The following is a 26617-nucleotide window of genomic DNA, read 5'->3' on the forward strand; positions in this document are numbered from 1 at the left end:
ACTGTGTTCCACACCGCCGCGGAATTTGGTGAGAGGGTGTTTTCCGGAAGATGGCCAGGAATCGTCGGTCCGCAAGCGGTAGTCGTCGCAGAGTCGGTCAGCTCATGGGAACCCTGCTCACCGCCGCCGTGGAAACCGCGGCCGACGCGGCGGCGATCCGGTTCAACCCCACCGGTGTTCCCGCAGACGATCGCGAATTGACCTACCGCGAGCTCGACGAGCTGTCCTCGCGCTGGGCACGGGTCCTCATCGCCCGTGGGATCGGCGCCGGCGACGTGGTAGCGATCGGCATCACCCGCAGTCTCGAATCGGTTCTGGCCGTCTGGTCGATCGCGAAAACCGGCGCCGCGTATGTGCCGGTGGACCCCGACTATCCGGACGAGCGCATCGCGCACATTCTCGCCGATTCGGGTGCGGTCCTCGGCATGACCACAACGGCGCACCGGCCGATCTTCGGCACGGAATTGCCGTGGCTCGAATTCGACGACCCGGCGCACGCCGCGCAGGCCGCCGCGCAGCCCGCGCACCCGATTTCCTATACCGATCGGGTGCGCCGGATCGACGAGCGGCACGCCGCCTATGTGATCTACACCTCGGGCTCCACCGGCAAGCCCAAGGGCGTCGTGGTCACCCATGCCGGTCTGGCCGGATTGGTCGCCATCGCCCGCGAGGTGACCGGCGTGCGCGAAGGTTCGCGGCTGCTGCACGTGTGCTCGCCGAACTTCGACCCGTCGGTGCTGGAGTTGCTGCTGGCGTTCTCCTCCGGGGCGACGCTGGTGGTGGCGCCGCCGCACGCCTCCGGCGGACCCGACCTGACCGAGTTGTTGCGGCGCGAGCGGGTCACGCACGCGATCATCACGCCGGGCGCGCTGGAATCGGTGGATCCGGCCGGGCTCACCGACCTCGAGACGGTGGCGGTCGGCGGCGAGGCCTGCGGCGCCGAGCTGGTCGGCCGCTGGGCGCGGCCGGACCGGCGCTTCCTCAATGTCTACGGCCCCACCGAGGTGACGATCTGGGCGACGCTGGGCGAGTTGCGCCCGGACCTGCCGATCACGATCGGCGCGGCGCTCACCGGTGTGGGCGCGTACGTGCTGGACGCGCGGCTGCGGCCGGTTCCGGCCGGGGTCACCGGTGAGCTGTATCTGTCGGGACCTGCGCTGGCCCAGGGGTATTCGGGTCGTCCGGACCTGACCGCGGAGCGCTTCGTCGCGAACCCGTTCGACACCGAGACCGCCGGCCGGCTCTATCGCACCGGTGACCTGGTGCGCCGCAACGAAACCGACGGCGCGCTGGAATACCTGGGCCGCACCGACTTCCAGGTCAAGATTCGCGGTTTCCGGATCGAACTCGGCGAGATCGACAACGCGCTCGGCGCCCATCCCGCCATCGATTACGCGGCGACACTGGGCAAGACGCTGCCCTCGGGCGCCAAAGCTCTCGTCGCCTATGTGCTGCCGCGCGCCGGGACGGCGGTGGACATCGCGGAGCTGACCGGCTTCCTGGCCGAGCGCCTGCCGGAGTACATGGTCCCGGCGGCGATCGTGGTCCTCGACAAGATTCCGCTGACCCCGGTCGGCAAGCTGGACCGGGCCGCGCTGCCGGAACCGGTGCTGGCCACGGCCGAATTCCGGGCGCCGGTCGGCGAGGTCGAATCGATCATCGCGGAGGTGTTCGCCGCCGTGCTCGGTGTCGAGCGGGTCGGCTCGGACGACTCCTTCTTCGCGCTCGGCGGCGACTCGATCCTGTCGATCCAGGTGGTCGCGCGCGCCAAGGCGCGCGGCGTGGTGTTCAGCGCGCGCGACGTGTTCGACCGGCGCACCGTCGCGGGGCTGGCCGAGTGCGCGACCCGGGCCGCGGCGGTCGAGCAGCCCCGGCTGGCCGAACTGCCCGGCGGCGGGGTGGGCGAGATCGGCGCGACGCCGCTGCTGGCCGCGACGCTCGCCAGTGCCGGTTCCTACCAGCGCTTTTCGCAGTCGATGGCGCTGGCGCTGCCCACCGGCATCGACCAGCAGACCCTGGTCGCGACCCTCGACGCGGTCATCGACCATCATGACGTCCTGCGGGCCACGGTGCGGGATTCCGGGGTGTTCGAGGCGCTGCCGCCCGGCGCGGTGCCCGCCGGGCAACTGTTGCACCGGGTCGAGTTACCCGGCGATATCGACGAGGCGGAGCTGTCGCGGCGGGCGAACACCGCCTACGCCGCGGCGCTGGACCGGCTCGATCCCGCGAACGCGGCGATGCTGCAGTTCGTGTGGTTCGCGTTTCCGGCGGACGCCGCGCGCAGCGACGTTCTGCTGGTCATCGCGCACCACTTCGTGGTCGACGGCGTGTCGTGGCGGATCGTCATTCCCGACCTCGCCATCGCCTGGTCCCAGCTGGCCGCCGGGCAGCCGGTGACGCTGCCCGCCAACGGCACCTCGATGCGGCGCTGGGCGCACGCGCTGCGCGACGCGGCGCGGGAACCGGCCCGGCTCGACCAGCTGCCGTTCTGGCGGCAGGTGTGCGCGACCCCCGACCCGGTGCTGGGCGCGCGCGCCTTCGATCCCGCCGTGGACACCTTCGCCACGGTGGATCGCCTCGAGGTGACGCTGCCGCCGGCGGTGACCGAGGCGGTGCTGACCGCGATCCCGGACCGGTATCGCGGCGGCGTCAACGACGGACTGCTCGCCGCGCTGGCGCTGGCGGTGCGGGCCTGGCGCGGCGGCGAGGACGCCGTGCTGATCAAGCTGGAAGGCCACGGCCGCGAAGCGGACCTGGTGCCGGGCGCGGATCTCGCGCGCACCGTCGGCTGGTTCACCAGCGCCTACCCGATCCGGCTCGACCTCGCGGGCATCGACGTCGACGGGGCGTTCGGGGCCGGAAAAGCCATGGGCGACACCGTCAAAGCGGTGAAGGAACAGCTGCTGGCCATCCCCGACAAGGGGCTCGGCTACGGCCTGCTGCGCTATCTGAACCCGGAAACCGCCGATACCCTCGGCGCGGCCGGCCAGATCGGCTTCAACTACCTGGGTCGCATGTCGACCGGCGATATCCCGGCCGAACTCAGCGCGGTGGGCTGGACGCCGGTCGCGGATCTGGGCCGGCTGGACGCCGCGCTGGATCCGGACATGCCGGCCAACGGGGTGCTCGACATCAACGCCATCGTCACCGACGGCCCGGACGGGCCGGAGCTGGGCGCGTCCTTCGCCTTCCCGGCCGGGCTGCTGTCGCGGGAGCAGGTGCAGCGGTTCGCGGACCTGTGGGTGGCCGCGCTGCACGCGCTCGCCGAGCATGCCGGCCGACCGGAATCTGGCGGCCTGACTCCCTCGGATCTGCCGCTGGTGCCAGCCGGCCAGGCCGATATCGAACAGTGGGAACGGGACTACCCGGGGCTTTCGGACGTGTGGCCGCTCTCGCCGTTGCAGTCCGGTCTGCTGTTCCACACCCAGCTCACCGAGTCCGAGGTCGACGTCTACACCACCCAGGCCACGGTGGACCTGGGCGGTGCGGTGGACGTCGAGCGGCTCCGGATCGCCGCGCAGGCGCTGCTGGACCGCTACCCGAACCTGCGCGCCGCCTTCGGCGCCGATGCCGGCGGCCGCGCCGTGCAGCTGGTGCTGGACCGGGTCGAGGCGCCCTGGCGCGAGGTCGACCTGCGGCACCTGCCCGAATCCGACCGGCTCGCGGAACTCCGGCGGGCGGTCGAGGCCGAACGCGAGACGCGCTTCGACATGTCGGCCGCGCCGCTGCTGCGGTTCACGCTGTACCGGACCGAGCAGTGGCATCTGGTGATCACCACCCATCACATCCTGCTGGACGGCTGGTCGATGCCGTTGCTGATGCGAGATGTGCTGGTGCTGTACGCGACCCGGGGCGACCAGGCCGCGCTGGGGCGGGTCCCGTCCTACCGCACCTTCCTGAGCTGGCTGGCCGATCGCGACCAGGACGAGTCGCGGCGCGCCTGGGAGCGGGCGCTGGCGGGCGTGCGGGAGCCGACGGTGCTTGCGCCGCGGGGGCGGACCGGTCTGCCCGGCAGCTTCGTCACCGAGATCGATGCCGAGGCGACCCAGCGGATCGCCCAGCGCGCCGCCGGGCTCGGCGTCACCGTGAACACGGTGCTGCAAGCCGCGCTCGGCCTCCTGCTCGGGCGGCTCACCGGCCGGGAGGACGTGGTGTTCGGCACCACCGTCTCCGGCCGGCCGGCCGAGCTGCCCGGCGTGGAATCGATGGTCGGGTTGTTCGTCAACACGCTCCCGGTGCGGGTGCGTGTTGACGCCGGGCTGACCGGCGAGCAGCTGCTGCGTACGTTGCAGGCCGAGCAGGCCGAGCTGCTGGACCACCATCATCTCGGTCTGCCCGATATCGCCCGGATCGCCGGGGCCGCGGCACAATTCGACACGCTGCTGGTCTTCGAGTCCTACCCGATCGATCGGGAGGCGATCGCCGCCGCCGACACGGTGGACGGCATGTCGGTGACCGGCGTCGGTCTGCGCGACGAGACGCACTACCCGCTGACCCTGCTGGTGACGGCGGCCGAGACGATCGAGCTGACCTGGAAGTACCGCGCCGGTTTCGTCGCCGGTGAAGTGGAAGTCCTTGCCGCGCGGATGATCCAGGTGATCGAGGCGCTGCTCGGCGATCCGGGTACGCGGGTCGGCGAGATCGACATCCTGCTCGGCGCCGCCGAGCAGGACCGAATCCTGCTGGAGTGGAACGACACCCGGCATCCGGTCGAGCCGGAGCTGCTGCTGTCGGCCTACCGGCGGGCGGCGCAGGCGTATCCGGATCGGGTCGCGGTGGTCCAGGAGGGTGCCGAGCTGACCTATCGGGAGTTCGACGAGCGCGTCAATCAGCTTGCGCGACTGTTGATCTCGCGCGGCATCGGCGCGGAATCGCGGGTCGGCCTGGCGCTGCGGCGGTCGCTGGACCTGGTCGTGGCGATGTACGCGGTCGGTACCACCGGCGCGGCCTATGTCCCGCTGGACCCGGACCATCCGGCCGAGCGCATCGGGCACGTCCTGGATGCCGCCGGGCTGGCCTGCGTGCTCACCCGGGCCGCCGACACGGTCCCGGTCCCGGACGGTCTCCCCGTCCTGGATCTCGACGCCGGGGACGCGGCGCATTTCGACGGCGCGCCGGTCCGGCCGGGCGAGCTGGTGGCGCCGGTGCGCCCCGACAACCTGGCCTACGTCCTGTTCACCTCGGGCTCCACCGGCCGCCCCAAGGGCGTCGCGGTGTCGCACCGCGCCATCGGCAATCATCTCGCCTGGATCCTCGACGAATACGGCTTCGGCCCCGACGAGGTGTATCTACAGCGCACGCCCGCCACCTTCGACATGTCGCTCTACGGCTACTACCTGCCGCTGCGGCTGGGCGCGAAGCTCGTGCTGGCCACCCACGACGGTCACCGCGACGCGGAGTACCTCGCCGAAACCATTGCCGCGCAACGGGTGACCGCCACCGACATCGTCCCGTCCATGCTGGCGGTGCTGGCCGCGCACACCGCGCCGGGCGCGCTGCCCACGCTGCGGACGGTGCTCGCCGGAGGCGAGGCGCTGCCGCCGCAGACCGTGCGCGCGCTGCGCGCGATCTCCGAGGCCGCCGTGCACAACGTCTACGGCCCGACCGAGGCCGCGATCGTGGTCACCCGGTGGCCGGCCGACGGCAGCGAGCCCGACACCGTGCCGATCGGCCGTCCGGTCTGGAATACCCGTGTCTACGTGCTGGATTCGCGGCTGCGCCCGGTGCCCGCCGGGGTCGCCGGCGAACTCTATCTGGCCGGCGACCAGCTGGCCCGCGGCTATCTGGCCCGGCCGGACCTGAGCGCGGAGCGCTTCGTGGCCGCGCCGTTCGGCAGCGGCGAGCGGATGTACCGGACCGGCGACCTGGTGGTCTGGCGGGATTCGGGCGCGCTGGAATACCTGGGCCGCACCGACTTCCAGGTGAAGCTGCGCGGTCAGCGCATCGAGCTCGGCGAGATCGAGACCGCGCTGCTGGACCAGCCGTCGATCGGCCAGGCCGTGGCGCTGGTGCTCGACGACAATCTGGTCGGCTACGCGGTGCCCGCCCCGGGCCAGGCCATCGAAACGCCGGCCGTGCTGGCGGCGCTGGCCCGGACCCTGCCCGCCTACATGGTGCCGGCCGCGCTCGTCGTGCTGGCCGAGCTGCCGCTGAACAGCGCGGGCAAGCTGGACCGGCGCGCGCTGCCGCGACCGGCCTTCGCCGGCACCGAGTTCCGGGCGCCGAGCACGGCGACCGAACGGGTCGTGGCCGCGGTGTTCGCCGAGGTGCTCGGCCAGGAGCGGGTCGGGGCCGACGACGACTTCTTCGCCCTCGGCGGCAACTCGCTGGTCGCCACCCAGGTGGTGGCCCGGCTGAGTGCGGCGCTGGCGGCGCGCGTGCCGGTTCGCCTGCTGTTCGACGCACCCGTGGTGGCCGAGCTGGCGGCCCGGATCGAACCGAATTCGACTGCCGGAGTGGACCGTCCGGCGCTGGTCCCGGTCACCCGCCCGGACGTGGTTCCGCTGTCGCTGGCCCAGCACCGGATGTGGGTGCTCAACCAGGTCGACATCGAATCGGCCGCCTACAACCTGCCGTTCGCGCTCCGGCTGACCGGCGCGCTGGACGTGCCCGCCCTCGGCCAGGCCGTCGCCGATGTGCTGGAACGGCACGAGGCGCTGCGCACCAGGTTCCCGGCGCACGGCGGCGACGGCGCAGCCCGGCAGGAGATCCTGCCGGTGCGGCAGGCGCTGCCCGCCGGTCTGGATGTCGAGACCGGACCGGTCGACGACCACGATCGCATCGCTGCGCTGGTGACGGCCGGGTTCGACGTCACCGCGCACCCGCCGGTGCGGATCCGGCTGTTCACCGACCCGGCCGCCGGCGAACACCTGCTCGTGCTCGTCGCGCACCACATCTCCGCGGACGGCGTCTCCCTCGCGCCACTGGCCCGGGATCTGGCGACCGCCTATCTCGCGCGGACCGCGGGGGCCGCGCCGGGCTGGGCTCCGCTCCCGGTGCAGTACGCCGACTTCGCGATCTGGCAGCGCGCCGTGCTCGGCGCGGAGGACGACGAAAGTTCCCCGGCCGCACAGCAAGCCGCGTACTGGCGGGACCAGCTGGCCGGTGTGTGGGACGCGGCGCAACTGCCGCTGGACCGGCCGCGCTCGGCCCGTGCCTCGCTGCGGGGCGCGACGGTCGGTGCGATCGTGCCCGCACCGGTGCACGCGGGACTCGCCGGTCTCGCGCGCGAGCGCAACGCGACCTTGTTCATGGTCGTGCACGCGGCGGTCGCTACGTTGCTGGCCCGGCTGTCCGGCGGCTCGGACATCGCCGTGGGCACCCCGATCGCCGGGCGCGGCGCGGCCGACCTGGACGATCTGGTCGGCATGTTCGTGAACACGTTGACGCTGCGCGTCGGCGTCGACCGGGGTGCGGCGTTCACCGCGTTGCTGGACCAGGTACGCGATACCGATCTTGCCGCGTTCGCCAACGCCGATCTGCCGTTCGAGCGGGTCGTCGAGCTGATTCCGTCCGCCCGCGAACACGCGGGCGTCCCGCCGTTCCAGGTGATGCTGTCGTTCCAGAACACCGAACAGCCCACGCTGGAGCTGTCCGGACTGACCGTTTCCGCGGTGGACACCGGCGCGGCGGCGGCGAAGTTCGATCTCCAGGTGATCATCGACCCGCGCCAGGACGCGGACGGCTCGCCCGGCGAGCTGGGCCTGGCCGTCACGTATGCGACCGAGCTCTTCGATCCGGTCACCGTCGAGAGCCTGCTCGCGCGGCTGGTCCGCGTCCTGACCGCGGTCGCGGCCGACCCGCACGCCGTCGTCGGCGGCATCGACATCCTCGGCGCGGCCGAACGGGAGCGCGCGCTGAGCAGCGCGCCCGCCGCCCGGACCACGGCGGCGGAGGCGCTGTTGCTGCCGGACCTGCTGGCCCGGGCCGTGCACGACAACCCCGATGGCCGCGCGGTGAGCTACGCCGACGCCGTCGAACAGCTCGCCGAGGTGTCCTATCCCGACCTCGACGAGCGCTCCACCCGCCTGGCCCGGCTGCTGATCGCGCAGGGCGTCGGCCCGGAGGACCTGGTCGCGATCGGCGTTCCGCGCTCGGTCGAATCGGTGCTCGCGGTGTGGGCGGTCGCCAAGACCGGCGCCGGATTCGTGCCGGTGGATCCGAACTATCCCGCCGAGCGGGTGCGTCATCTGGTCACCGATTCCCGTGCGGTACTGGGACTTACGGTGGCCGAGGTGCGCGACGACCTGCCCGATGCGGTGTCGTGGCTGACCATGGACGCGCCCGGCCTGCTCGACGACTACTCCGCCGCGCCGGTGACCGACGCGGATCGGGTCCGGCCGCTGCGCGCCGAGCACCCGGCCTACGTCATCTACACCTCCGGGTCGACCGGCACGCCCAAGGGCGTCGTCGTCACCCAGGCGGGCCTGGCGAGTTTCTGCGCCGAGCAGCGGGAGCGCTATCGGGTGGCGGGCGGGGCTCGCACCCTGCATTTCGCCTCGCCCTCGTTCGACGCGTCTGTGCTGGAGTTGCTGCTGGCGATCGGCGGCGGGGCGACCATGGTGGTGGCCGCGCCGTCGGTGTACGGCGGCGAGGACCTGGCGGCGCTGCTGCGCCGGGAACGGGTCACCCATGCGTTCATCACGCCCGCGGCGCTGGCTTCGGTCGATCCCGCCGGTCTGGACCAGCTGCGGGTCGTGGTCGCCGGTGGCGAAGCCTGTCCGCCGGAGTTGGTGCGGCGCTGGGTGATTCCGATCGCCGGTCACCGCACCCGGGAGTTCTACAACGGGTACGGCCCGACCGAGACCACCATCATGACCAACATCAGCGCACCGATGACGCCGGGGGAGACCGTCACCATCGGCGGCCCGATCCGCGCCATCACGGAATACGTGCTGGACGAGTGGCTCGCGCCGGTTCCCGGCCACGCGGTCGGCGAGCTCTATATCGCCGGTGCGCAAGTGGCGCGCGGCTATCACGAGCGGCCTGCGTTGACCGCCGCCCGGTTCGTGCCGAACCCGTTCGACCACAGTGGATCTCGGCTCTACCGCACCGGTGACCTGGTCCGGCGCACCGCCGCGGGGGAACTGGAATATCTGGGCCGCAACGATTTCCAGGTCAAGATTCGCGGTTTCCGGATCGAGCTCGGCGAGATCGACGCGGTGCTGACCGCGCACGACACCGTCGACTTCGCGGTCACCACCGGTTACGAAACCGCCGGGGACGCCACGATTCTGGTCTCCTATGTGCGCGCCGCACCTGGCGCCACGGCCGACCCGGACGACCTGATCGCGCACGCCGCGCGCAGCCTGCCCGCGCACATGGTGCCGGCCACCGTCATGGTGCTCGAGTCGATCCCGCTGACCCCGGTCGGCAAGCTCGACCGGGCGGCGCTGCCCGCACCGGTCCTGCGCACCAAGGCTTTCCGTGCGCCGGCCGGGCACTGGGAAGAGCTGGTCGCGACGGTGTTCACCGATCTGCTCGCGCCCGCGGCGCCGGTCGGGGCCGACGACGACTTCTTCGAACTGGGCGGCAATTCGCTGATCGCCACCCGGCTGGTCGCCCGGCTGGGCAGCGCGGCCGACGCCCGGATTCCGGTGCGCCTGCTGTTCGAGGCGTCGACGGTGACCGCGCTCGCGGCCCGGCTCGCCGCGCAGACCGCCGGCAGCGGCCGCCCCGCGATCACCGCCGGCCCGCGCCCGGAGCACATTCCGCTGTCGCTGGGACAGCAGGGCATGTGGCTGCTCAACCAGCTGGACACCGGCTCGGTGACCTACAACGTGCCGATGGCGGTGCGGTTGAGCGGCGCCGTGGACGTGGCCGCGCTGCGCGCCGCGATCGCCGACCTGGTCGCCCGGCACGAGATCCTGCGCACCGTCTACCCCTACGTCGACGGCGGCGCGGAAACGGCCACCCAGGTGATCCTGTCGCCGGAGCAGGCCGATGTGCGGGTGCGCGTCGAGCGGGTCGATCCGGCCGGGGCGGCCGAGGCCGTGCTGGCGCTGGCCCGGACGCAGTTCGACCTGACCAGCCGGGTGCCGATCGAGGTCGCCGTGTTCGAGCTCGGCGGCGACGAGTTCGTGCTGGCCCTGGTGGTGCACCACATCGCCGCCGACGGCTCCTCGCTGGCGCCGCTCACCCGCGACCTGATGACCGCCTACGCGGCCCGCAGTGCCGGGACCGCCCCCGGCTGGCCGCCGCTGCCGGTGCAGTACGCCGACTACAGCCTCTGGCAGCGGGCCGTGCTCGGCACCGAGGACGATCCGGAATCGGTTGCGGCACAGCAGATCGCCTACTGGCGCACCGCGCTCGCGGGGCTCGCCGACCAGCTCGACCTGCCCGCCGACCGCCCGCGCCCGCTGCTGCGGGACAACCTCGGCGGCCAGGTGGACGTGCGCGTCGACGCCGAAACCCACCGGGCGCTGGCCGAACTCGCCCGCGCCCAGGGCGCGACGCTGTTCATGGTCGTGCACACCGCGCTGGCGGTGCTGCTGGCCCGGGTGACCGGCACCGACGATATCGCCGTCGGCGCGCCGGTGGCCGGTCGCGGGGACGCCGCGCTCGACGATCTGATCGGCAAGTTCATCAATACGCTGGTCTTCCGCACCCGCTACGACGCGAGCGTCAGTTTCACCGAACTGCTTGCCCGCCAACGCGATTACGATATCCAGGCCTTCGCGCACGCGGACGTGCCGTTCGAGCGGATCGTGGACGCGCTCAACCCCGTGCGGTCCAGCAGCCGGCACCCGCTGTTCCAGGTGTCGCTGTCGTTCCAGAACCTGGAGCGGTCCGACCTGCGGCTGCCCGGCCTGGCCGTGTCCGGCCTGGACTTCGGCCTCGAGGTCTCGCAATTCGACCTGCACTGGATGATCGGCGACACCTACGACGAGTCCGGCGCGCCCGCGGGGATCGGCGGCCTGCTCACCTACGCCTCCGATATCTTCGACCGCGGCACCGTGCAGGTGCTCGTCGACCGTTTCGTGCGGCTGCTCGGCATCCTCGCCGCCGACCCCGCCGCGGTGCTCGGCGACATCGACCTGCTCGATCCCGCCGAACGCGGGGGACTGCTGGCCGAGGCCCGCGACACCGCGTACGCCGTGCCGGAACGCCTGCTGCTGGACGGCTACCGCCGCGCCGCGGCCGCCACCCCGGACGCGGTGGCGCTGGTGCACGAGCAGACCAGCTGGACCTACCGCGAGTTCGACGCGCGGGTCAACCGGCTGGCGCGCTACCTGATCGCGCAGGGGATCGGCCCGGAATCGGTGGTGGCGCTGTGGATTCCGCGCTCGCCGGAGCTCGTGGTCGCGATGTACGCGGTGCTCGCCGCGGGCGGCGCGTACCTGCCGCTGGACCGCAGTCATCCGGCCGGCCGGATCGGTTATGTGCTGGAGACGGCACGACCGGTCGTGGTGCTGTCCACCGGCGGCAGCACCGTTCCGGTCGAGGACGTGCGGGTCGTCGATCTCGACGAGCTGGATCTGTCGCAGTTCCCCGGCGCGCCGGTGGCGTCCGCCGAACTGCGGGCTCCGCTGCACCCCGAGCACCCGGCCTATGTGCTGTTCACCTCGGGTTCGACCGGACGGCCCAAGGGCGTGCTGGTCTCGCACGGCGCGATCGTCAATCAGGTCGCCTGGATGGCCGACCAGTACGAGATCGGGCCCGCCGACATCTACCTGCAGAAGACGGCGACCACCTTCGACGTCTCGCTGTGGGGCTTCTTCGTGCCGCTGGCGGTGGGCGCGCGCCTGGTACTGGCCGCGCCGGGCGGGCAACGCGATCCGGCCTATATCGCCGACCTGATCGCCACCCACCGGGTGACGCTCACCGACTTCGTGCCGTCGGTGCTCCAGGTCTTCGTCGCCGCCGCGCTGCCGGCCCAATTGGCTTCGCTGCGTGCGGTATTCGCCATCGGTGAGGCGCTGCCGCCCAGCACCGTCGCCGACTTCGCCGTGCTGTGCGACGCCACCGTGCACAACCTCTACGGGCCGACCGAGGCCGCGGTGTCGGTGACCTACCAGCCCGCCTCCGTCGAGGACCGGGCGACCGTGCCGATCGGTGTGGCGCAGTGGAACACCCGCACCTATGTGCTGGACTCCCGGCTGCACCTGACCGCGCCCGGCGTGGTCGGCGAGTTGTACCTGGCGGGAACGCAATTGGCGCGCGGCTACCTGGCGCGCACCGACCTGACCTCGGATCGGTTCGTCGCCGACCCGTACGGCCCGCCCGGCGCGCGGATGTACCGCACCGGCGACCTGGTGCGCCGCCGCCCCGACGGCGTCCTGGAGTACCTCGGCCGGATCGACTTCCAGGCCAAGATCCGCGGCCACCGGATCGAACTCGGCGAAATCGAAACCGCGCTGCTGGCACAGCCTTCGGTGACGCAGGCGGTCGTCGTGGTGGCGGCCACCGAGACCGGTGACCAATTGGTCGCCTACGTGGTCGGCGGCGCCGACGCCGACACGCTGCGCGAAGCGCTGGCCGGGCTGCTGCCCGGATACATGGTGCCCGCGGCCTTCATGGTGCTGGACGCCTTCCCGGTGAACAGCAGCGGCAAACTCGATCGCGGCGCGTTGCCGCGGCCGGTGCTGCGCGGTCGCGACTTCGTCGCACCGGCCACCCCGGCCGAACAGGCGGTCGCGGCCGCCTTCGCCGAGGTGCTCGGCCTGGATCGGGTCGGCGCGGAGGACGATTTCTTCGAACTCGGCGGCACCTCGTTGCTGGCGTTCACCCTGCAGCGGGCCCTGTCCGCGCACCTCGGCGCGGATGTCCCGATGGCGGCGCTGTTCACCGCGCCCACCGTGCGCGGCCTGGCCGCCCGCCTGACCGATCCGGAGCAGGCGGCCGCGACGCCGCTGGACGACGACGCCGTGCTGATCGCCGCCGACGCGGTGCTCGACGCGGACATCGACGTGGCCGGTCGCGCGCCCGCGAACCGGGGGCCCGCCCGCCAGATCCTGCTCACCGGCGCGACCGGATTCCTGGGGGCGCACCTGCTCGCGGAACTCCTGTCGACCACCGCGGCCACGGTCTGGTGCCTGGTGCGCGCCGACGGAAACGAGCAGGCGCAGCAGCGGATTCGCGCCGCGCTGGAGAAGTACGGCATCTGGCATCCGCACCACGAAGGCCGGATCGTCGCCGTCACCGGTGATCTGGCCGCGCCGGAGCTCGGACTCGACCCGGCCGACTACGCTCGGCTGGCCGACCGGATCGACGCGATCTACCACAACGGCGCGCGCGTCAACCACATCGAGCCGTACGGGCGACTACGGGCGGCCAATGTGGAGGGCACCCGCGCGGTGCTGCGGCTGGCCACCACCGGCCGGGTCAAGCCGGTGCACTTCGTGTCCACGGTGAACACGGTCGTGCCGGTCGCTCCCGGACCGGATTTCCACGCCGGCGAAGACACCGTGCTGGACGCGAGCGAGGTCTCCCCGAACGGGTACGTGGCCAGCAAATGGGTGGCCGAGCAACTCGTGCGCCGCGCGGGTCAGCGGGGCGTGCCGGTCAGCATCTACCGGCCCGGCATCATCTCCGGCGATCCCGAGATCGGCGTGAACAGCGCCGACGACTCGTTCTGGAACATGATCCGGGCGGCCGCCATTCTCGGGCTCGCACCCGAGACCGGCGACTTCGCCCAGCAGCTGGCGCCGGTGAACTATGTGGTCGCCGCGATCGTGGCGCTGGCCGCCAAGCCGGCCGTCGGGGCCGCCTATCACCTGCTGAACGCCGAACCGGTGCCGGTGGGCGAAGTGTTCGAAGCCTTGCGCCGCAACGGCATTCCGGTGCGGATCGCCCCGATCGAGCAGATCGCGGCCCGGCTCGCCGAGGAAGCCGCCGCGCGCGACGCCGACGGCGACGACTCGCTGGTGCGCGCGGCGCTGGTCAGCGGCAATTACGGCGGCACCGCCTACCAGGTGTCCGACGCCGGGACTCGAGCCCAGCTGGCCTGGCACGGGCTGGACTGTCCGAGGGTCGACGCCGCGGCCCTGGACGCCTACGTGCGGGCGTTCATCGAATCCGGCTTCTTCCCCGATCCGGAGGCCGCGCCGCTGCCGTCCACCCCGTGAGTAACCGACAAACCATTGGGCCGCTTAGGCTTTCCGCAAAGAGGTTCGAAAGGAAAACATGACCACCGAAACCGCCGCCACACCCGCCGCCGCCTCGGGAACCTTCCGCCTCGGCGGTGACCTGCCGGTCAATCGGCTCGGCTACGGCGCCATGCAGATCACCGGCCCCGGCGTCTGGGGCGACCCCGCCGACCCGGACGAGGCGGTGCGGGTGCTGCGCCGGGCCGTGGAACTGGGCGTCACTTTCATCGATACCGCGGATTCCTACGGCCCCTTCGTCAGCGAGAACCTCATCCGCAAGGCGCTGCATCCCTACGCCGAGAACGTCGTGATCGCGACCAAGGGCGGACTGACCCGGCCCGGCCCGGACGCCTGGCTGACCGTCGGGCGGCCCGAATACCTGCGCCAGCAGGTCGAATTGAGCCTGCGCCACCTCGGACTCGAGCGCATCGACCTGTACCAGCTGCACCGGATCGACCCGAAGGTCCCGCTCGCCGACCAGCTCGGCGAGCTGGTGCTGCTGCAGAAGGAAGGCAAGATCCGGCACATCGGCTTGTCGGAGGTCTCGGTCGCCGGAATCAAGCAGGCGAGCAAGATCGCCGACATCGTCTCGGTGCAGAACCAGTACAACCTGGCCAACCGCGGCGCGGAGGACGTGCTGGACTACTGCGCGGCCAACAACATCGCCTTCATCCCGTGGTTCCCGATGGCCACCGGTGAACTGGCTCGCCCGGGCGGCCCGCTGGACAGCCTGACCCGCGAGGGCGCCACCGCCTCGCAGCTCGCGCTGGCCTGGTTGCTGCGCCGCTCGCCGGTGCTGCTGCCGATTCCGGGCACCTCCAAGGTCGCGCACCTGGAGGAGAACGCCGCGGCTGCCACCATCGAGCTCACCGACGACGAGTACGCGGCGCTGTCCGCGCTGAGCGCGCCCGGCCCGGCCGCGCGCGGCGGCGGCCTGCTGTCCCGGCTGGGAATCGGGCGCAATGGCTGACACCCAGCTGGCGGCCAACGACGCCTCCTACTACTACCTGGCGCGCTCGGGCCGCAACACCGACTGGCCGATGTGGTGGGTGTTCGAGCACGGCGGCACGCCGCCGACCGCGGCCGAACTCACCCGGCACTTCGCCGACCGGGCCGAGTCGCTCGAACCGCTGCGCCGGCGGATCCACGAGGTGCCCGGCGGGCTCGGGCATCCGTACTGGGCGGCCGACGACAGCCCGATCGAGAGTCACCTCACCATCGAAGCGGCCGAGCTGGACTGGGCAGGCTGCCTGGCGCGCCTCGGCGAGGTCCTGTCCCAGCCGCTGGACGCGCGGGTGAGCGCCTGGCAGCTGCACGTGTTCCCCGCGGTCACCGGCATCGACACCGTCACGGGCACCGGAACCGTAGTGGTGCTGCACGTCAGCCACGCGCTGCTGGCCGGTCCGGCGATGACCGCGGTGGGCGACACGTTGTTCGCCACGGAATCGCGGGCGCTGCGGATCGCGGGGCAGGGTCCGGCCGCGCGCCGCCCGAGTGCCGGGGTCACCGCGCTGGCCGGCGCGTTGAGCTGGCCGGCGCGGATGCTGCGCTTCACCTTGGGCGTGCGGGCGGAAACGCGGCGGCTCGCCGCCGACGGTGACGCGGACGCCTCGAACATCACCCCGCGCACCGCGACCGCGCTCAACCGGCGCATCGGTTCCGGGCGGAGCGTGCGGACGATTCCGTTGCCGCTGGCCCAGGTTCGGACGCCGGGGAGCACGGTGACGGCGGTCGGCCTGACCGCGATCTCCCGGGCCCTGGAGCGCTATCTCGACAAGCGCTCCGGTTCCTGTCCCGACGATCTGGCGGCACTGGTCACCGTCGCGCTGCCCGAGCACCCGGTGCTCGGCGTCAATCACATCGGGGCCGCCGGGGTCGATCTGTGCCCCGCCGAAACCGATCTCGCCGCGCGGGCCCGGGCGGTCGAGGCCTCGCTGCGGGCGCATCGCGACGCGCCGTCGAGCCGCCGGGAACTGAATCGGCTGGCGCTGATCGAAGGTTTGCCGAGCCGGGTGTTCCGGGCCCGGTTCGGCACTTTGCCGCCGGCCGATCCGGCCGGACCCGCCTTCGGTCACACCATTCTGACGAGCATCCGGTGCACTCCGGACGGCGCATGGTCGTTGCTGGGCAACACTTTCCGGTTCGCGGGGATGCTGCCGCCGGTGTTCCCGGACATCGGGCTCGCGCATTCGTTCGTGGGGGCGGGCGAGAGTTTCGCCGTGTCGGTGGTGGGCGATCCCGCGATCATCGACGACCTCGACGAGTACGCCGACCTGCTGCGCGCGGCAGTGGCCGAGGTGACCGACGCGCTCACCGCGTAGCACCGACGCCGAATGCCCCGCGAACGACAGTGTTCGCGGGGCATTCGTGGCATTCGCCGGTCCCTCATCGACCGGCGCGCACAGGGTGGCGCTTATCCGCCGCCGAGGCTCTCGATGGCGACGCCGCGCCCGCCGAGCCACGGCGCGGGGTCGATCGGGCCGAACTCGGGGTGGTGCACTTCGTAATGCAGGTGCGGTCCGGTGGACTGGCCGCGGTTGCCGACGGTGGCGATGACATCGCCCGCGCGGACCTGCTGGCCGACCTGCGCCAGGATCTCGTTGACGTGCCCGTAGACGCCGACGGTGCCGTCGTCCTGCTGCACGCGGACCCACAGGCCGAAGCCGGAGGCGGGGCCTGCCTCGATGATGACGCCGTCGGTGACCGCGGCGATCGGAGCGCCGATGGCGTCACCGAAGTCGAGGCCGTTGTGCATCGCGCCCCAGCGGCTGCCGTAGTTGGAGGTCAGCGCACCCGCGACCGGGCGGACGGTGTGCGGCCGGGTCTCGGTGGCCGGCTTGTGCGGCTCCCAGGGCAGTGTGCCGGGCGTGAGGCCGGGGATCTGCGGGAGCTGCGGGATCTCGAACGCGACGGCCTGCGCGGCCGGCCGGGCCTCGGCGCCGAGGTCGACGGTCTTGGCCGCGTTCAGCCGGCCGGTGTCGGCCATGTGCTGATCGGCGCCGGCCAGAACGGCGAGCGAGGCAGTGACTACCGCTGACACGGTGGCCACTTTGGTGGCGGTGCGGCGGCGGGTAGACGATGTACCGCCGGTCCGCCGCGAAGATAACGGATCGGTTACGGGCATGATTTGAACGTACGGGAGGGTTCTCAGGCTCCCGTAATCATGTGGCAACCGTCACAGACGGCTAAAAGCCCTGTTCGAAGATCACGAAGGGGTAACGATCAATCCACTATCCGAAAACGACCTGGGAAAACATACCCTTTCCCCGAATTCGCCAAAAGTATGCCAAACGATCACACTATTTAAGTGCCGACTAAAGGAGTGCGAGCGCTGGTGGCGCTCGCCGACCCCACCAGGCGGGCCGTCTTCGAGGCCCTGCCCCAGGCCCCGCGTGCGGTCGGCGACCTGGCGGCGACTCTGGGAATCAGCAGCTCAGCGGTGTCGCAGCACCTGAAAGTGCTGCGCGAGGCCCGGCTGGTGATGATGCGCCCGGACGGAAACCGCAGGCTCTACTCCCTGGACCCGCGCGGTCTCGCCGACGCGCGTGACTACTTGGAACAGTTCTGGCCCAGCGCCCTCGCCGCCTACTCCGCGGCGTTGAGCGAGGCCGAGGGCCAGACCTAACCCACTCGGCGATACGGCGCGCGCCGGCGCTCGGTGCCCGGCCAGTGCCGCTGGCTGAGCTGTTTGTCGACGGCGGCCACCACCTCGGTGACGCCGATCCGGAGCAGTCCGGCATCGGGGGTGTCGGCATCCGGGTCGCCGATCTGCCCGGCCCACAGCACCACGTGCCGGCCGAGTAGATGCGGCGGCGGCCCGCCCCAGCGCGGCGGCGTCGGTCCGAACAACTGCACCGTGCGGGTGCCGAAGGCGGTCGCCAGATGCGCGGCGCCGGTGTCACCGCACACCACCAGCGCGGCCTCGGCGACGGTGGCGGCGAACTCCAGCAGGCTCTGGTCGCCCGCCAGCACCCGGCTGCTGGGCAGCCCGGCCCGGGCGGCGACGCTCAGGGCGATGTCGCGCTCGGACTCGTCGCCGGTGAGCACGACTTCCCTGCCCAGCACCAGCAGATGCCGGACCACGGCGGCGAATCTGTCGGCGGGCCAGCGGCGCGCCTTCTTACCCGCCCCGACATGCACGACGACGCTGTCCCGATGGCTGGTCGTGGAGACCGGCGGCACCAGTCCGAGATTGCGCCGGTCCGCGGTGATCCCGTCCGATTCCAGCAACCGGCACCAGCGTTCCACCGGATGCATATCGGTCTGCCACACCGGGCCTTCCAGATCGGGGAAGGCGGGATTGCGGTAGCTCAGAATCCGATCCGCATCGGTCTTGGTCAGCTCCACAATGCTCTCGGTGCTCGGCCAGTGCAGATTGACCGCGAGCTGCGGCGGCGGCTCGTCCCAGCGCAGCGCGCCCAGCTCGGGCGTCGGCGCGATCGCGTCCACCGCGGCGGTGAGGTCGATGATTGGTTTGAGACGGTGCGGAGCGGCTAAGACGATATGGTCGCGCGGCTTGGCCCGGCGCAGCGCACGAAGCGCCGGGACCGTGGTGAGCAGATCACCCAGTCCGCGTGCCTGCAGCACGAGTACTACCGCCACCCTCTTCTCCTAGCCACCCGATAGACGCACCGAAACCGACCCCTCACAGAGCCACTCTGAGATGACTTCCCCAGGGGCTCAGGCGATAAACCCCGGGGTAGGTATGCGTTATCCATCGCACACCTGGGCCCGGCGCAGTAACCTGCACATGGCACCTACGGCAAGGAGTTTCCCCATGGTCTCCAAGCTCAACCCCTACCTCGGATTCGGCGATACCGCCCGCGCCGCCCTCGAGTTCTATCGCGAGGTCTTCGGCGGCGAGCTCGTCGTCAATACCTTCGGCGAATTCGGCGACCCGGCCGGCGAGGGCGCGGATCTGGTCATGCACGGCCGGCTGGAGACGCCCAGCGGCTTCACGCTGATGGCCGCCGACACCCCGCCCGGCATGGATTACAAACCGGGCAGCAGCATCTCGGTCAGCCTCAGTGGCGACGACGCGGAGGAACTGCGCGGCTACTGGGCGAAGCTGATCGCGGGCGGCACCGTCACCGTGCCGCTGGAGAAGCAGATGTGGGGCGACGAGTTCGGCATGTGCCAGGACAAGTTCGGCGTCGACTGGATGGTCAATATCGGGGCGTCGGCACCGTAGCGGGTTGGTCTCACCTCGGCGCGTTGTCTGGCAAATATCCAGCGAACGCTATTTATGCGGCCTAACATCGGCCCATGACGACGACAAACAATGGGATCGAGGGGCCTCTTCAGGCGCTTGCTAAAGGGGCTTGGCAAACCATTCTGCTGATGGGCGTCCTGTCGGTGGCGCTCGGCGTGCTGATGCTGGCCTGGCCTGGCCAGACCGCCCTGGTCGCCGGCGTGATCTTCGGCGTCTATCTCTTGATCAGTGGTGTGCTGCAGCTGATCGCGGCCTTCGGCGCACCGGCCAGCGCCGGAATGCGAGTGCTCGCGTTCGTCAGCGGCGTGCTGTCGATCATCATCGGCCTGTTCTGCTTCCGCGACGAGCTCACCGCCGTGTGGCTGCTCGGCCTGTGGATCGGTATCGGCTGGCTGTTCCGCGGCATCAGCTCGCTGATGACGGCGGTCGCCGAACCCCGGCTACCCGGCCGGGGCTGGATGGGCTTCTTCGGCGTGCTCACCGCCATCGCCGGCGTCGTGCTGATCGTCTGGCCGTTCGCATCGGCGGTCACCCTGGCCTGGGTCGCGGGTATCTGGCTGGTGGTCCTGGGCATCATGGAGATCATCACCGCGTTCCGGGTCCGCTCCGACGCCCGGCGCCTGGAGGTCAGCACCGAGTACCGGCCCGCCCAGCATCGGACCAGCGATTACCAGTCCTCCTCGTACGACGCCACGATCTATCGTTCCGGTGACAACGAGCCCGCGGCGCATCGCAAGCCTGAATCTCACGACAGCATGTAGACGTTCAACGCGCGCCGAAGGCTCCGCACCTCGTGCGGAGCCTTCGGCGCGCGAGAGGCGTTCCTCATCGCGAGGCGACTACTTCCGGACTGTCCGCCTCCTCGGCCGGGGATACCACGGGGTCCTTCGGGCCGCGGGCGACGATATAGAGGAACAGCGCTCCCATCACGGCCGCGCCGACCCACAGGGCTTGCTGCCAGCCGTCGACGAAGGATTGCTGGGCCGCCCGCACCAGATCTCGCGCATCACCGGCGGCCGCCACCGCGTTGGCGATTCCTTCGCGTGCGGTGTCCGCGGTGTCCTGGGGGACGCCGTCGAGCGCACCGTCGATCGAGTTGCGATAGCCGGTGGCGACCAGCGCGCCCAGCAGCGCGACGCCGAGTGCGGTGCCGAACTCGCGGGTGACGTCGTTGAGCGCGGAGGCGACGCCCTGCTCGGCCCGCGGCAGTGAGCTGGTGATGACCTCGGTCGCCGGTGTCATCGACAGGCCCATCCCGATCCCCATCGCGAGCAGTCCGGGCAGGATCGACAGGAAGCCGCCCTCGACCGACGCGAACAGCGCCATCAGTACCAGCCCGGCAGTGGTGAGCGCGATCCCCGTCGCCATGGTCGAGCGGAAACCGAAGCGCGCGGTCGCCTTCGGGGCCAGCGTGGAGGCGAGCATCATCGCGCCGGCCATCGGCAGCATCGCCACCGTGGCCAGCAGACCCGACCAGCCGAGCACCGCCTGGAAGAACGGGAACAGCACGACGGCGATACCCGCCTGCACACCGAAGACCACCAGCAGCGTGAGGGAGCCGCTGGCCAGATCGCGCTCGGTGAAAAGCCGGACATCCAGGAGCGCGGCCGCGGCGCGACGACGTTCCCAGATCACGAATCCGAGGGTGGCGAGCAGGCCGATGGCCAGGCTGAGCAGGGTGGCGGGGGCGGTCCAGCCGCGCTCGGGTCCTTCTTGCAGCACGAAGATCAGTCCGGCCACGGCGAGGAGGGACATCGCCGCGCCGACGGTGTCGAAGGCGTGCGGGGAGCGCTCGCGCGAGTTGGGAACCGACGTGAGCGTCATGGCGGCGGCGATCAGGACCAGGACGACCGGCAGCGCGAACAGCCAGCGCCAGTCCGCGACGTCGACCAGCAGCGCGGACAGGAACATGCCCAGCAGGCCGCCCGCGCCGGCGACACCGGTCCACACGCCGATTGCCTTGCCGCGCTGGTCATCCGGGAAGGTCGCGGTGATCACGGCGAGCGTGATGGGCATGATCATGGCCGCGCCGAGACCGCCGGCCACACGCGTGGCCAGCATGACCTCGGCGTTCGGAGCGAAGCCCGCCACCAGATTGGCCAGGCCGAACACCGCGAGACCGGCGAGAAGCATCGGCTTGCGGCCCAGCCGGTCGCCGATCGCGCCCAGCGGGAGCAGGAGCGCGGCCAGGGTCAAGGTGTAGACATTGATGATCCACAGGATCGTGTTCTGCGACGCGCCGAACTCGACCGCCAGCTGAGTTTGCGCGACATTGAGCCCCGACACCGACGCGATGACCGCCATCAGCGCCACCGAGACCGCGATCAAGATGGTGCGTAGCCGCCGCGCGTCCAGGACGGCAGGTGGGTGCGTAGTCATGAGTTCCTCTCGAAGGCATGCGGGAGCACAGCGCCGCCCGGGGCGGTCGCTGGGGGCCGAAAGTGGTTGGGGGCGCTGGGGGCCGAAAGTGGTTGGGGGCGCTGGGGGCCGAAAGTGGTTGGGGGCGCTGGGGGCCGAAAGTCATTGGGGGGCTGCTGGGGCGAAAGTCATTGGGGGCCGCTGGCGGGGAAGTCGTTGGGGCGCTGGTGGGGAGATCGTTAGGGCGCTGGTGGTGAAATCGCGCTGGGTGGCTCAGGCGCGGCGCGCGAAGAAACGCGCGTTCAGGGCTTGGCGTCGGCCTGCGCCGCGGCGAGCGCGGCGTCTGTGTCCGCGGAAACCAGCAGCGCGTTGATGTGCGCGCCCGCCAGCGCCCCGGCCGCGGCCGCGGCACCGACCTGTGCGGCGAGATCGGTGGCGTTGCCGGCCACCCACACCCCGGGCACCTCGGTGGCGCCGGCGAGACCGGAGGCGAAGCGCCGGCCCATGTCGCCGGGCAGCTCCTCCATCGGCAGCTGCAGCCCATCCAACCCGTCGGTGCGGGCTTCCATCCGGGTCGCGACCGCCAGCACCCGGCGCGCCACGAAGCTGCCGTCGGCCAGGCGTACCCCGGTGAGGCCGGTGTCGTCGCTGAGCACTTCGACCACGGGGGAATCTTCGACGCGGATACCGCGCGCGGCGAAACGGGCGCGCGTGCCGGCGTCCAGTTCGGTGTCGCCGGTGAAGTAGATCAGGTCGTCGCTGAGCTGGCGGAACAGCAACGCCTGATGCGCGGAGTTGGCGCCGGTGGCGAGGACTCCGATCGGCTCGTCGCGTACTTCCCATCCGTGGCAGTAGGGACAGTGCACGACACTGTGACCCCAGTGCTCGCGGAGCCCCGGCACCTCGGGCAGCACGTCCTGCAGGCCGGTCGCCACCAGCACTCGCCGCGCCGTCACCACACGGCCATCGGACAGGGTGACGGCGAACCGCAGGTCGCCGTCGTCGGCGGGAGCGGCGGGCTCGGCGGCGGCGACCGCGCCGAATACCACCCGTCCACCGTATTGGCGGACTTGCTCCCGGCCGCGCGCCAGCAGCTCACCGGGAGCGGTGCCGTCGAGGACGAAGAAACCGTGCATGGCCGCGGCGGGCGCGTTGCGCGGGTCGCCGCTGTCGATCACTACGACCGAGCGACGCGAGCGCGCCAACATCAGCGCACCGTTCAACCCCGCCGCACCGCCGCCGATCACCAGGACGTCGACGGTCCCCTCGGGCAGTGCGTCGGAGACAGGAGCATTCGCTGTCATCGGTACCCCTTCGAAATCGGTCCAGCCGTTCCGGACCTCGGTAGCCGACCATAGCCACACTTTGCATGAGAGGCATACGCTCTTGCCTATGACGCAAGAACAAGGCGATTTGGACGGCCTCGTGCGCAAACGCATCCGCGCGCTACGCGTAGCGCAGGGCTGGTCCCTGCGCGATCTCAGCCTGCGCGCCCACCTGAGCGAGTCCAGCCTCTCGCGTATCGAGAACGGTCAGCGCCGGCTCGCGCTGGACCAGCTCGTCGCATTGGCGCGCGCCCTGGACACCACGCTGGACCAGCTGGTGGAAACCGCCGCCGACGACGTCGTCAGCAACCCCACGATCCACGCCGCCCACGGATCGATGCGCTGGACGATGAAAGGCGAACCCGCCATGAGTGTCGTCCGCCGCCGGATCACCGACCCGCCCCCGGACAACCCGGCCCGCATGCGCGCCCACCCCGGCCGCGAATGGCTCGTCGTCCTGTCCGGCACCGCCATCCTCATGCTCGGCGACCGCCGCTTCCGCCTCGAAGCCAACCAGGCCGCCGAATTCCCCACCATGCTCCCGCACGCCATCGGCGCCGAAACCGGCCCCTGCGAAATCCTCGGCATCTTCGACCGCGACGCCAGCCGCGGACATCAACGCGACATCGACGGCGACTCCGAATGACGCAGCCCCGCTTCGATGTCCAGGACCGGCCGGGATGTCTGGACATCTGGTAGTCGAAGGATCGGCTGAGGTAGCGGGACGCGCACGGAGACAGCGGATTTGGGTTGTCGTGCGGGGGAGTGGACTGTCAGTATCGCTGGTATGGATGTCGAGTCGCGGCCGGCTCTGGCGGCGGGTGTTGTTCTCCCGCAACGAGTCGCGGTGGATGAGCTGCTGCTTCGTCGCTGGCAGCCGGAGGATGCGATGGCCCGATATCAGGCGATCACCGCATCCTACGAGCACATTCATCCCTGGGTGGAGTGGCTGGCCGAGCCGACCACTCTGGAGAAGCAACGCGCGAGCCTCGGGAAGTGCGCCGAGAGTTGGCCCTCTGCCGAGCGCAGCTTCGACTACGGCATCTTCGACGATGACGGCACAGTGCTCGGCGCGATCAGCGTGAACGACTGCCTCGGACCCGCAGGGTTGGAAATCGGGTACTGGGGCAATGTCACACACGCCGGTCGAGGCGTCGTGACTCGCAGCGCGGCTGTGTTGACTCGAATTGCCTTGGCACTGCCAGGCATCGACAGGGTCGAGATCCGCTGCGATGAAGCCAATCTCCGCAGCGCGGCCGTCGCCCGCCGGCTCGGCTATCGCCTCGATCGGATCGAGCCCCGGAAGAAGCGCGCCCCCGCCGAATCCGGTCGCGGGATGTACTGGGTCAAGCACCGACAGTCCTAGTGACGCGCCGACCGGTAGGGTTGCGCCGGTGAACTACCCCGGGGGAAGCCCGCACTATCCGAATCCATCGCAACAGCCTGGACCCTTCTATGGCGGTGTGCCGCAACAGTTCCCGTCGGGGTACCCCGACCACGGTGCTTACGGTCCGCCGCAGTACCCCACCGGAGGGGTTGGCGCCGCTTATGCCGGGTGGGCTGCTCGGGTGGGGGCCGCACTTCTCGACGGCCTGATCGTCGGAATTCCCGTCGGGATACTGTTCGCCCTCGCTTTCACGATGGGGATCGATCCTGGAGACAGCCGACTCGTCCTGAAGAACGACGGCACCTTCGAGCCCACGACCGTCGGCGGTGGCATCGACGAGGTCGGCATCGCGCTGATCGCGAGCGCGGTTCTGGTCTCTTTCGCCGGGTCTGTGTTCTTGATCTACCGGGAGGGCGCCGTCGGCCAGACCCCGGGCAAGGCGCTGCTCGGCATTCGCTTGATCAGCGAATCCACCGGTCGCCCTATGGGATTCTGGGCGGCCCTCGGTCGAAAGTTCTGCCATATCGTCGACGCATTGCCCTGCTACGTCGGATACCTGTTTCCGCTGTGGGACGCCAAACGGCAAACCCTGGCCGACAAGATCACCAGCAGCGTCGTCGTCCGCGCCTGACCTCGCTGGCGTCTCCGCGCGCGACTGCCGCTCCTACGTGCTCTCGCCGCCCGTGACCAGCGGCACCGGGCCGTCGAAGAGCCGGTCGAGGTAGTAGTCGATAGCGGCCGACGCGGCGTCGGGATCGATGACGTCGAGATCGAGAAGTGGGGTGAAACCGGTCAGCGCGAGCAGGAGGTTCGTCTCGATGACCGGATCGCGATCCGGCGGGATGTGGCCTTCGGTGATTGCTTGCCTGATCAGGCGTTCGGTCAGCGCTCGGCCGTTCTGGAGTCCGAGGCGGGCCCGTTCGTGCAGCTCCGGATCGTGCAGGGCTTCGAGGGTGTAGGCGGCGCTCATCCGGCTGGTGGCGCGCGCGTCCGCGTGCAGGGGGAGCATCTCCATGAGGGTCACGCGCAGGGCGTCTCGGGGATGCGGAGGCGAACCGAGTCGGTCGAGGCTTCGGATGATGCGCTGCGCGGTCTGTTCGGAAGCGAACTCCATCGCGAATTCGAGCATCGCTGTCCGAGAAGCGAAATAGTGCTGGACCTGGCCGAGGGAGACGTCCGCCTCGGCCGCGACCTCGCGCATCGTCGCCCGGGCCCAGCCTTGGTGTTCCACCACTCGCCACAGTGCGCGCGCGATGGTCTCGCGGCGCTCGCGGTGATCGACCTGTTTCGGCACGCGAATCCCTTTCCTCTGTTCCAATACATCTGACATAATACAGGTGACTTGGAAAGGAGTGGTGCAGATGACCAGTCGGACGAGGGGGAGTGCGCGATGACCGCATTCGACACCCCTGAACTGGAGAAAGCCTATTTCGCGGCCTACGACGCGGTGCTGTCGAATTGGCCGGTACCGGCCGAGACGGTAGATCTTCCGGGTAGATACGGAACGACGCGAGTCACCTCCGCGGGCCCGGCCGCGGCGCGGTCGCTGGTCCTGCTGCACGGATACGGCGGGACGGCCGGACTGTGGTACCCGGTAGTCGGTTCGCTGGCCGAGGAGCATCATGTGCGGGCCGTGGACACGATCGGCGAGCCGGGCCGCAGTCGGCACACCGGCGCCGCCCTGACCAGCATGGACGATCTCGTCGACTGGCTGGCGGAAACGTTCGATCTGCTCGGGCTACCCGCCGCCGACCTGTGTGGCCAGTCGCTGGGCGGGCACCTCGCGTTCCGGTTCGCGCTCGCCCACCCGGAGCGGGTGCGACGGCTGGTCCTGCTCGATCCGCCGCTGGTCTTCGCCGGGCTCAGCCCCGAGTTCGAGGAGCTGGGCCGCAACCGCGACCCGCACCCGACTTTCGAGGATGCTCGCGCGATGCTGGGCGTCCCCGGCAGCGCGCCCGCGCCTGTGGAGGCCTACCTCGACCTGCTCGCTTACGGAGCCGCGTACTTCCCGGCCTCGCCGATCGTTTATCCCCACCTGCCGGACGGGCTGACGCAGCTGCCGGTCCCCACCCTGGTCGCCTTGGCGGGAGCGAGCCAGGTGCACGATTCGGCGGCGGCCGCGGAGGTCGCGCGGCGTGCCGGGGCGCACACGGTGGTTCTTCCCGGTGCGGGGCACGGCCTCCTGGCCGACGTCGAACCGGTCCGCAGCCTTGTCCTCGAACACCTCCGGTGAACAGACTCGCCGACC

At 70.8% G+C, this 26617-nt stretch carries 15 protein-coding genes; 10 read left to right on the forward strand and 5 right to left on the reverse strand.

The window, feature by feature from the left end:
- Positions 1-104: 104 nt before the first annotated feature.
- Genes AB0M14_RS17565 through AB0M14_RS17575 form a run of 3 tightly spaced genes read left to right on the forward strand, consistent with a single transcriptional unit; the run spans position 105 to position 16408 of the window.
- Positions 105-14066 (forward strand): amino acid adenylation domain-containing protein, encoded by a 13962-nt coding sequence (locus AB0M14_RS17565; protein ID WP_364995535.1) that lies wholly within the window; start codon positions 105-107, stop codon positions 14064-14066.
- Positions 14067-14124: 58 nt separating this feature from the next.
- Positions 14125-15057: an aldo/keto reductase gene (locus tag AB0M14_RS17570; RefSeq protein WP_364995538.1), complete on the forward strand. Its 933-nt coding sequence runs from the start codon at positions 14125-14127 to the stop codon at positions 15055-15057.
- The gene (locus tag AB0M14_RS17575; RefSeq protein ID WP_364995541.1) at positions 15050-16408 is read left to right on the forward strand and encodes a wax ester/triacylglycerol synthase domain-containing protein; all 1359 of its coding nucleotides are present in this window, start codon (positions 15050-15052) and stop codon (positions 16406-16408) included. Before AB0M14_RS17570 ends, AB0M14_RS17575 begins: the two co-directional genes overlap by 8 nt.
- 92 nt (positions 16409-16500) lie before the next feature.
- On the opposite strand, the gene AB0M14_RS17580 is transcribed toward AB0M14_RS17575, so the two are convergent.
- Positions 16501-17127 carry a M23 family metallopeptidase gene (locus tag AB0M14_RS17580; RefSeq protein WP_364995542.1) on the reverse strand — a complete coding sequence of 209 codons (627 nt, stop codon included), beginning with the start codon at positions 17125-17127 and terminating at the stop codon, positions 16501-16503.
- Between the two features lie 267 nt (positions 17128-17394).
- Between AB0M14_RS17580 and AB0M14_RS17585 the strand changes: the two genes are divergently transcribed.
- The gene (locus AB0M14_RS17585; protein WP_364995545.1) at positions 17395-17712 is read left to right on the forward strand and encodes a metalloregulator ArsR/SmtB family transcription factor; all 318 of its coding nucleotides are present in this window, start codon (positions 17395-17397) and stop codon (positions 17710-17712) included.
- Here AB0M14_RS17585 and AB0M14_RS17590 read toward each other — a convergent pair.
- On the reverse strand, positions 17709-18689 hold the full coding sequence (locus tag AB0M14_RS17590) for a glycosyltransferase family 9 protein (RefSeq protein ID WP_364995547.1): 981 nt from the start codon (positions 18687-18689) through the stop codon (positions 17709-17711). The genes AB0M14_RS17585 and AB0M14_RS17590 overlap by 4 nt on opposite strands.
- Before the next feature lie 175 nt (positions 18690-18864).
- Here AB0M14_RS17590 and AB0M14_RS17595 point away from each other — a divergent pair, with 175 nt between their 5' ends.
- Entirely contained in the window at positions 18865-19278 is a 414-nt protein-coding gene (locus tag AB0M14_RS17595; RefSeq protein ID WP_364995550.1) for a VOC family protein, read from the forward strand.
- A 74-nt stretch (positions 19279-19352) separates the two neighbouring features.
- Positions 19353-20060, forward strand: coding sequence for an HdeD family acid-resistance protein (locus AB0M14_RS17600; protein WP_364995553.1), 708 nt, complete (start codon positions 19353-19355; stop codon positions 20058-20060).
- Positions 20061-20124: 64 nt separating this feature from the next.
- Here AB0M14_RS17600 and AB0M14_RS17605 read toward each other — a convergent pair whose 3' ends face one another.
- Together AB0M14_RS17605 and AB0M14_RS17610 are read right to left on the reverse strand one after the other, a co-directional pair.
- Entirely contained in the window at positions 20125-21678 is a 1554-nt protein-coding gene (locus AB0M14_RS17605; RefSeq protein WP_364995556.1) for an MFS transporter, read from the reverse strand.
- A gap of 281 nt (positions 21679-21959) precedes the next feature.
- Complete coding sequence (locus tag AB0M14_RS17610; RefSeq protein ID WP_364995558.1) at positions 21960-22961, reverse strand: NAD(P)/FAD-dependent oxidoreductase; 1002 nt, start codon at positions 22959-22961, stop codon at positions 21960-21962.
- 88 nt (positions 22962-23049) lie between these two features.
- Here AB0M14_RS17610 and AB0M14_RS17615 point away from each other — a divergent pair, with 88 nt between their 5' ends.
- From AB0M14_RS17615 to AB0M14_RS17625, 3 genes are all read left to right on the forward strand, one after another.
- Positions 23050-23628 (forward strand): XRE family transcriptional regulator, encoded by a 579-nt coding sequence (locus AB0M14_RS17615; protein WP_364995561.1) that lies wholly within the window; start codon positions 23050-23052, stop codon positions 23626-23628.
- Between the two features lie 201 nt (positions 23629-23829).
- Complete coding sequence (locus AB0M14_RS17620; protein ID WP_364995564.1) at positions 23830-24348, forward strand: GNAT family N-acetyltransferase; 519 nt, start codon at positions 23830-23832, stop codon at positions 24346-24348.
- A 97-nt stretch (positions 24349-24445) separates the two neighbouring features.
- Positions 24446-25000: an RDD family protein gene (locus AB0M14_RS17625; protein WP_364995567.1), complete on the forward strand. Its 555-nt coding sequence runs from the start codon at positions 24446-24448 to the stop codon at positions 24998-25000.
- A gap of 33 nt (positions 25001-25033) precedes the next feature.
- On the opposite strand, the gene AB0M14_RS17630 is transcribed toward AB0M14_RS17625, so the two are convergent.
- Positions 25034-25663, reverse strand: coding sequence for a TetR/AcrR family transcriptional regulator (locus tag AB0M14_RS17630; protein WP_364995570.1), 630 nt, complete (start codon positions 25661-25663; stop codon positions 25034-25036).
- A gap of 96 nt (positions 25664-25759) precedes the next feature.
- Between AB0M14_RS17630 and AB0M14_RS17635 the strand changes: the two genes are divergently transcribed.
- Positions 25760-26602, forward strand: coding sequence for an alpha/beta fold hydrolase (locus AB0M14_RS17635; protein ID WP_364995573.1), 843 nt, complete (start codon positions 25760-25762; stop codon positions 26600-26602).
- The last annotated feature ends 15 nt before the right edge of the window (positions 26603-26617 follow it).

This window comes from Nocardia sp. NPDC051832, assembly GCF_040681285.1.
GTDB lineage: Bacteria > Actinomycetota > Actinomycetes > Mycobacteriales > Mycobacteriaceae > Nocardia.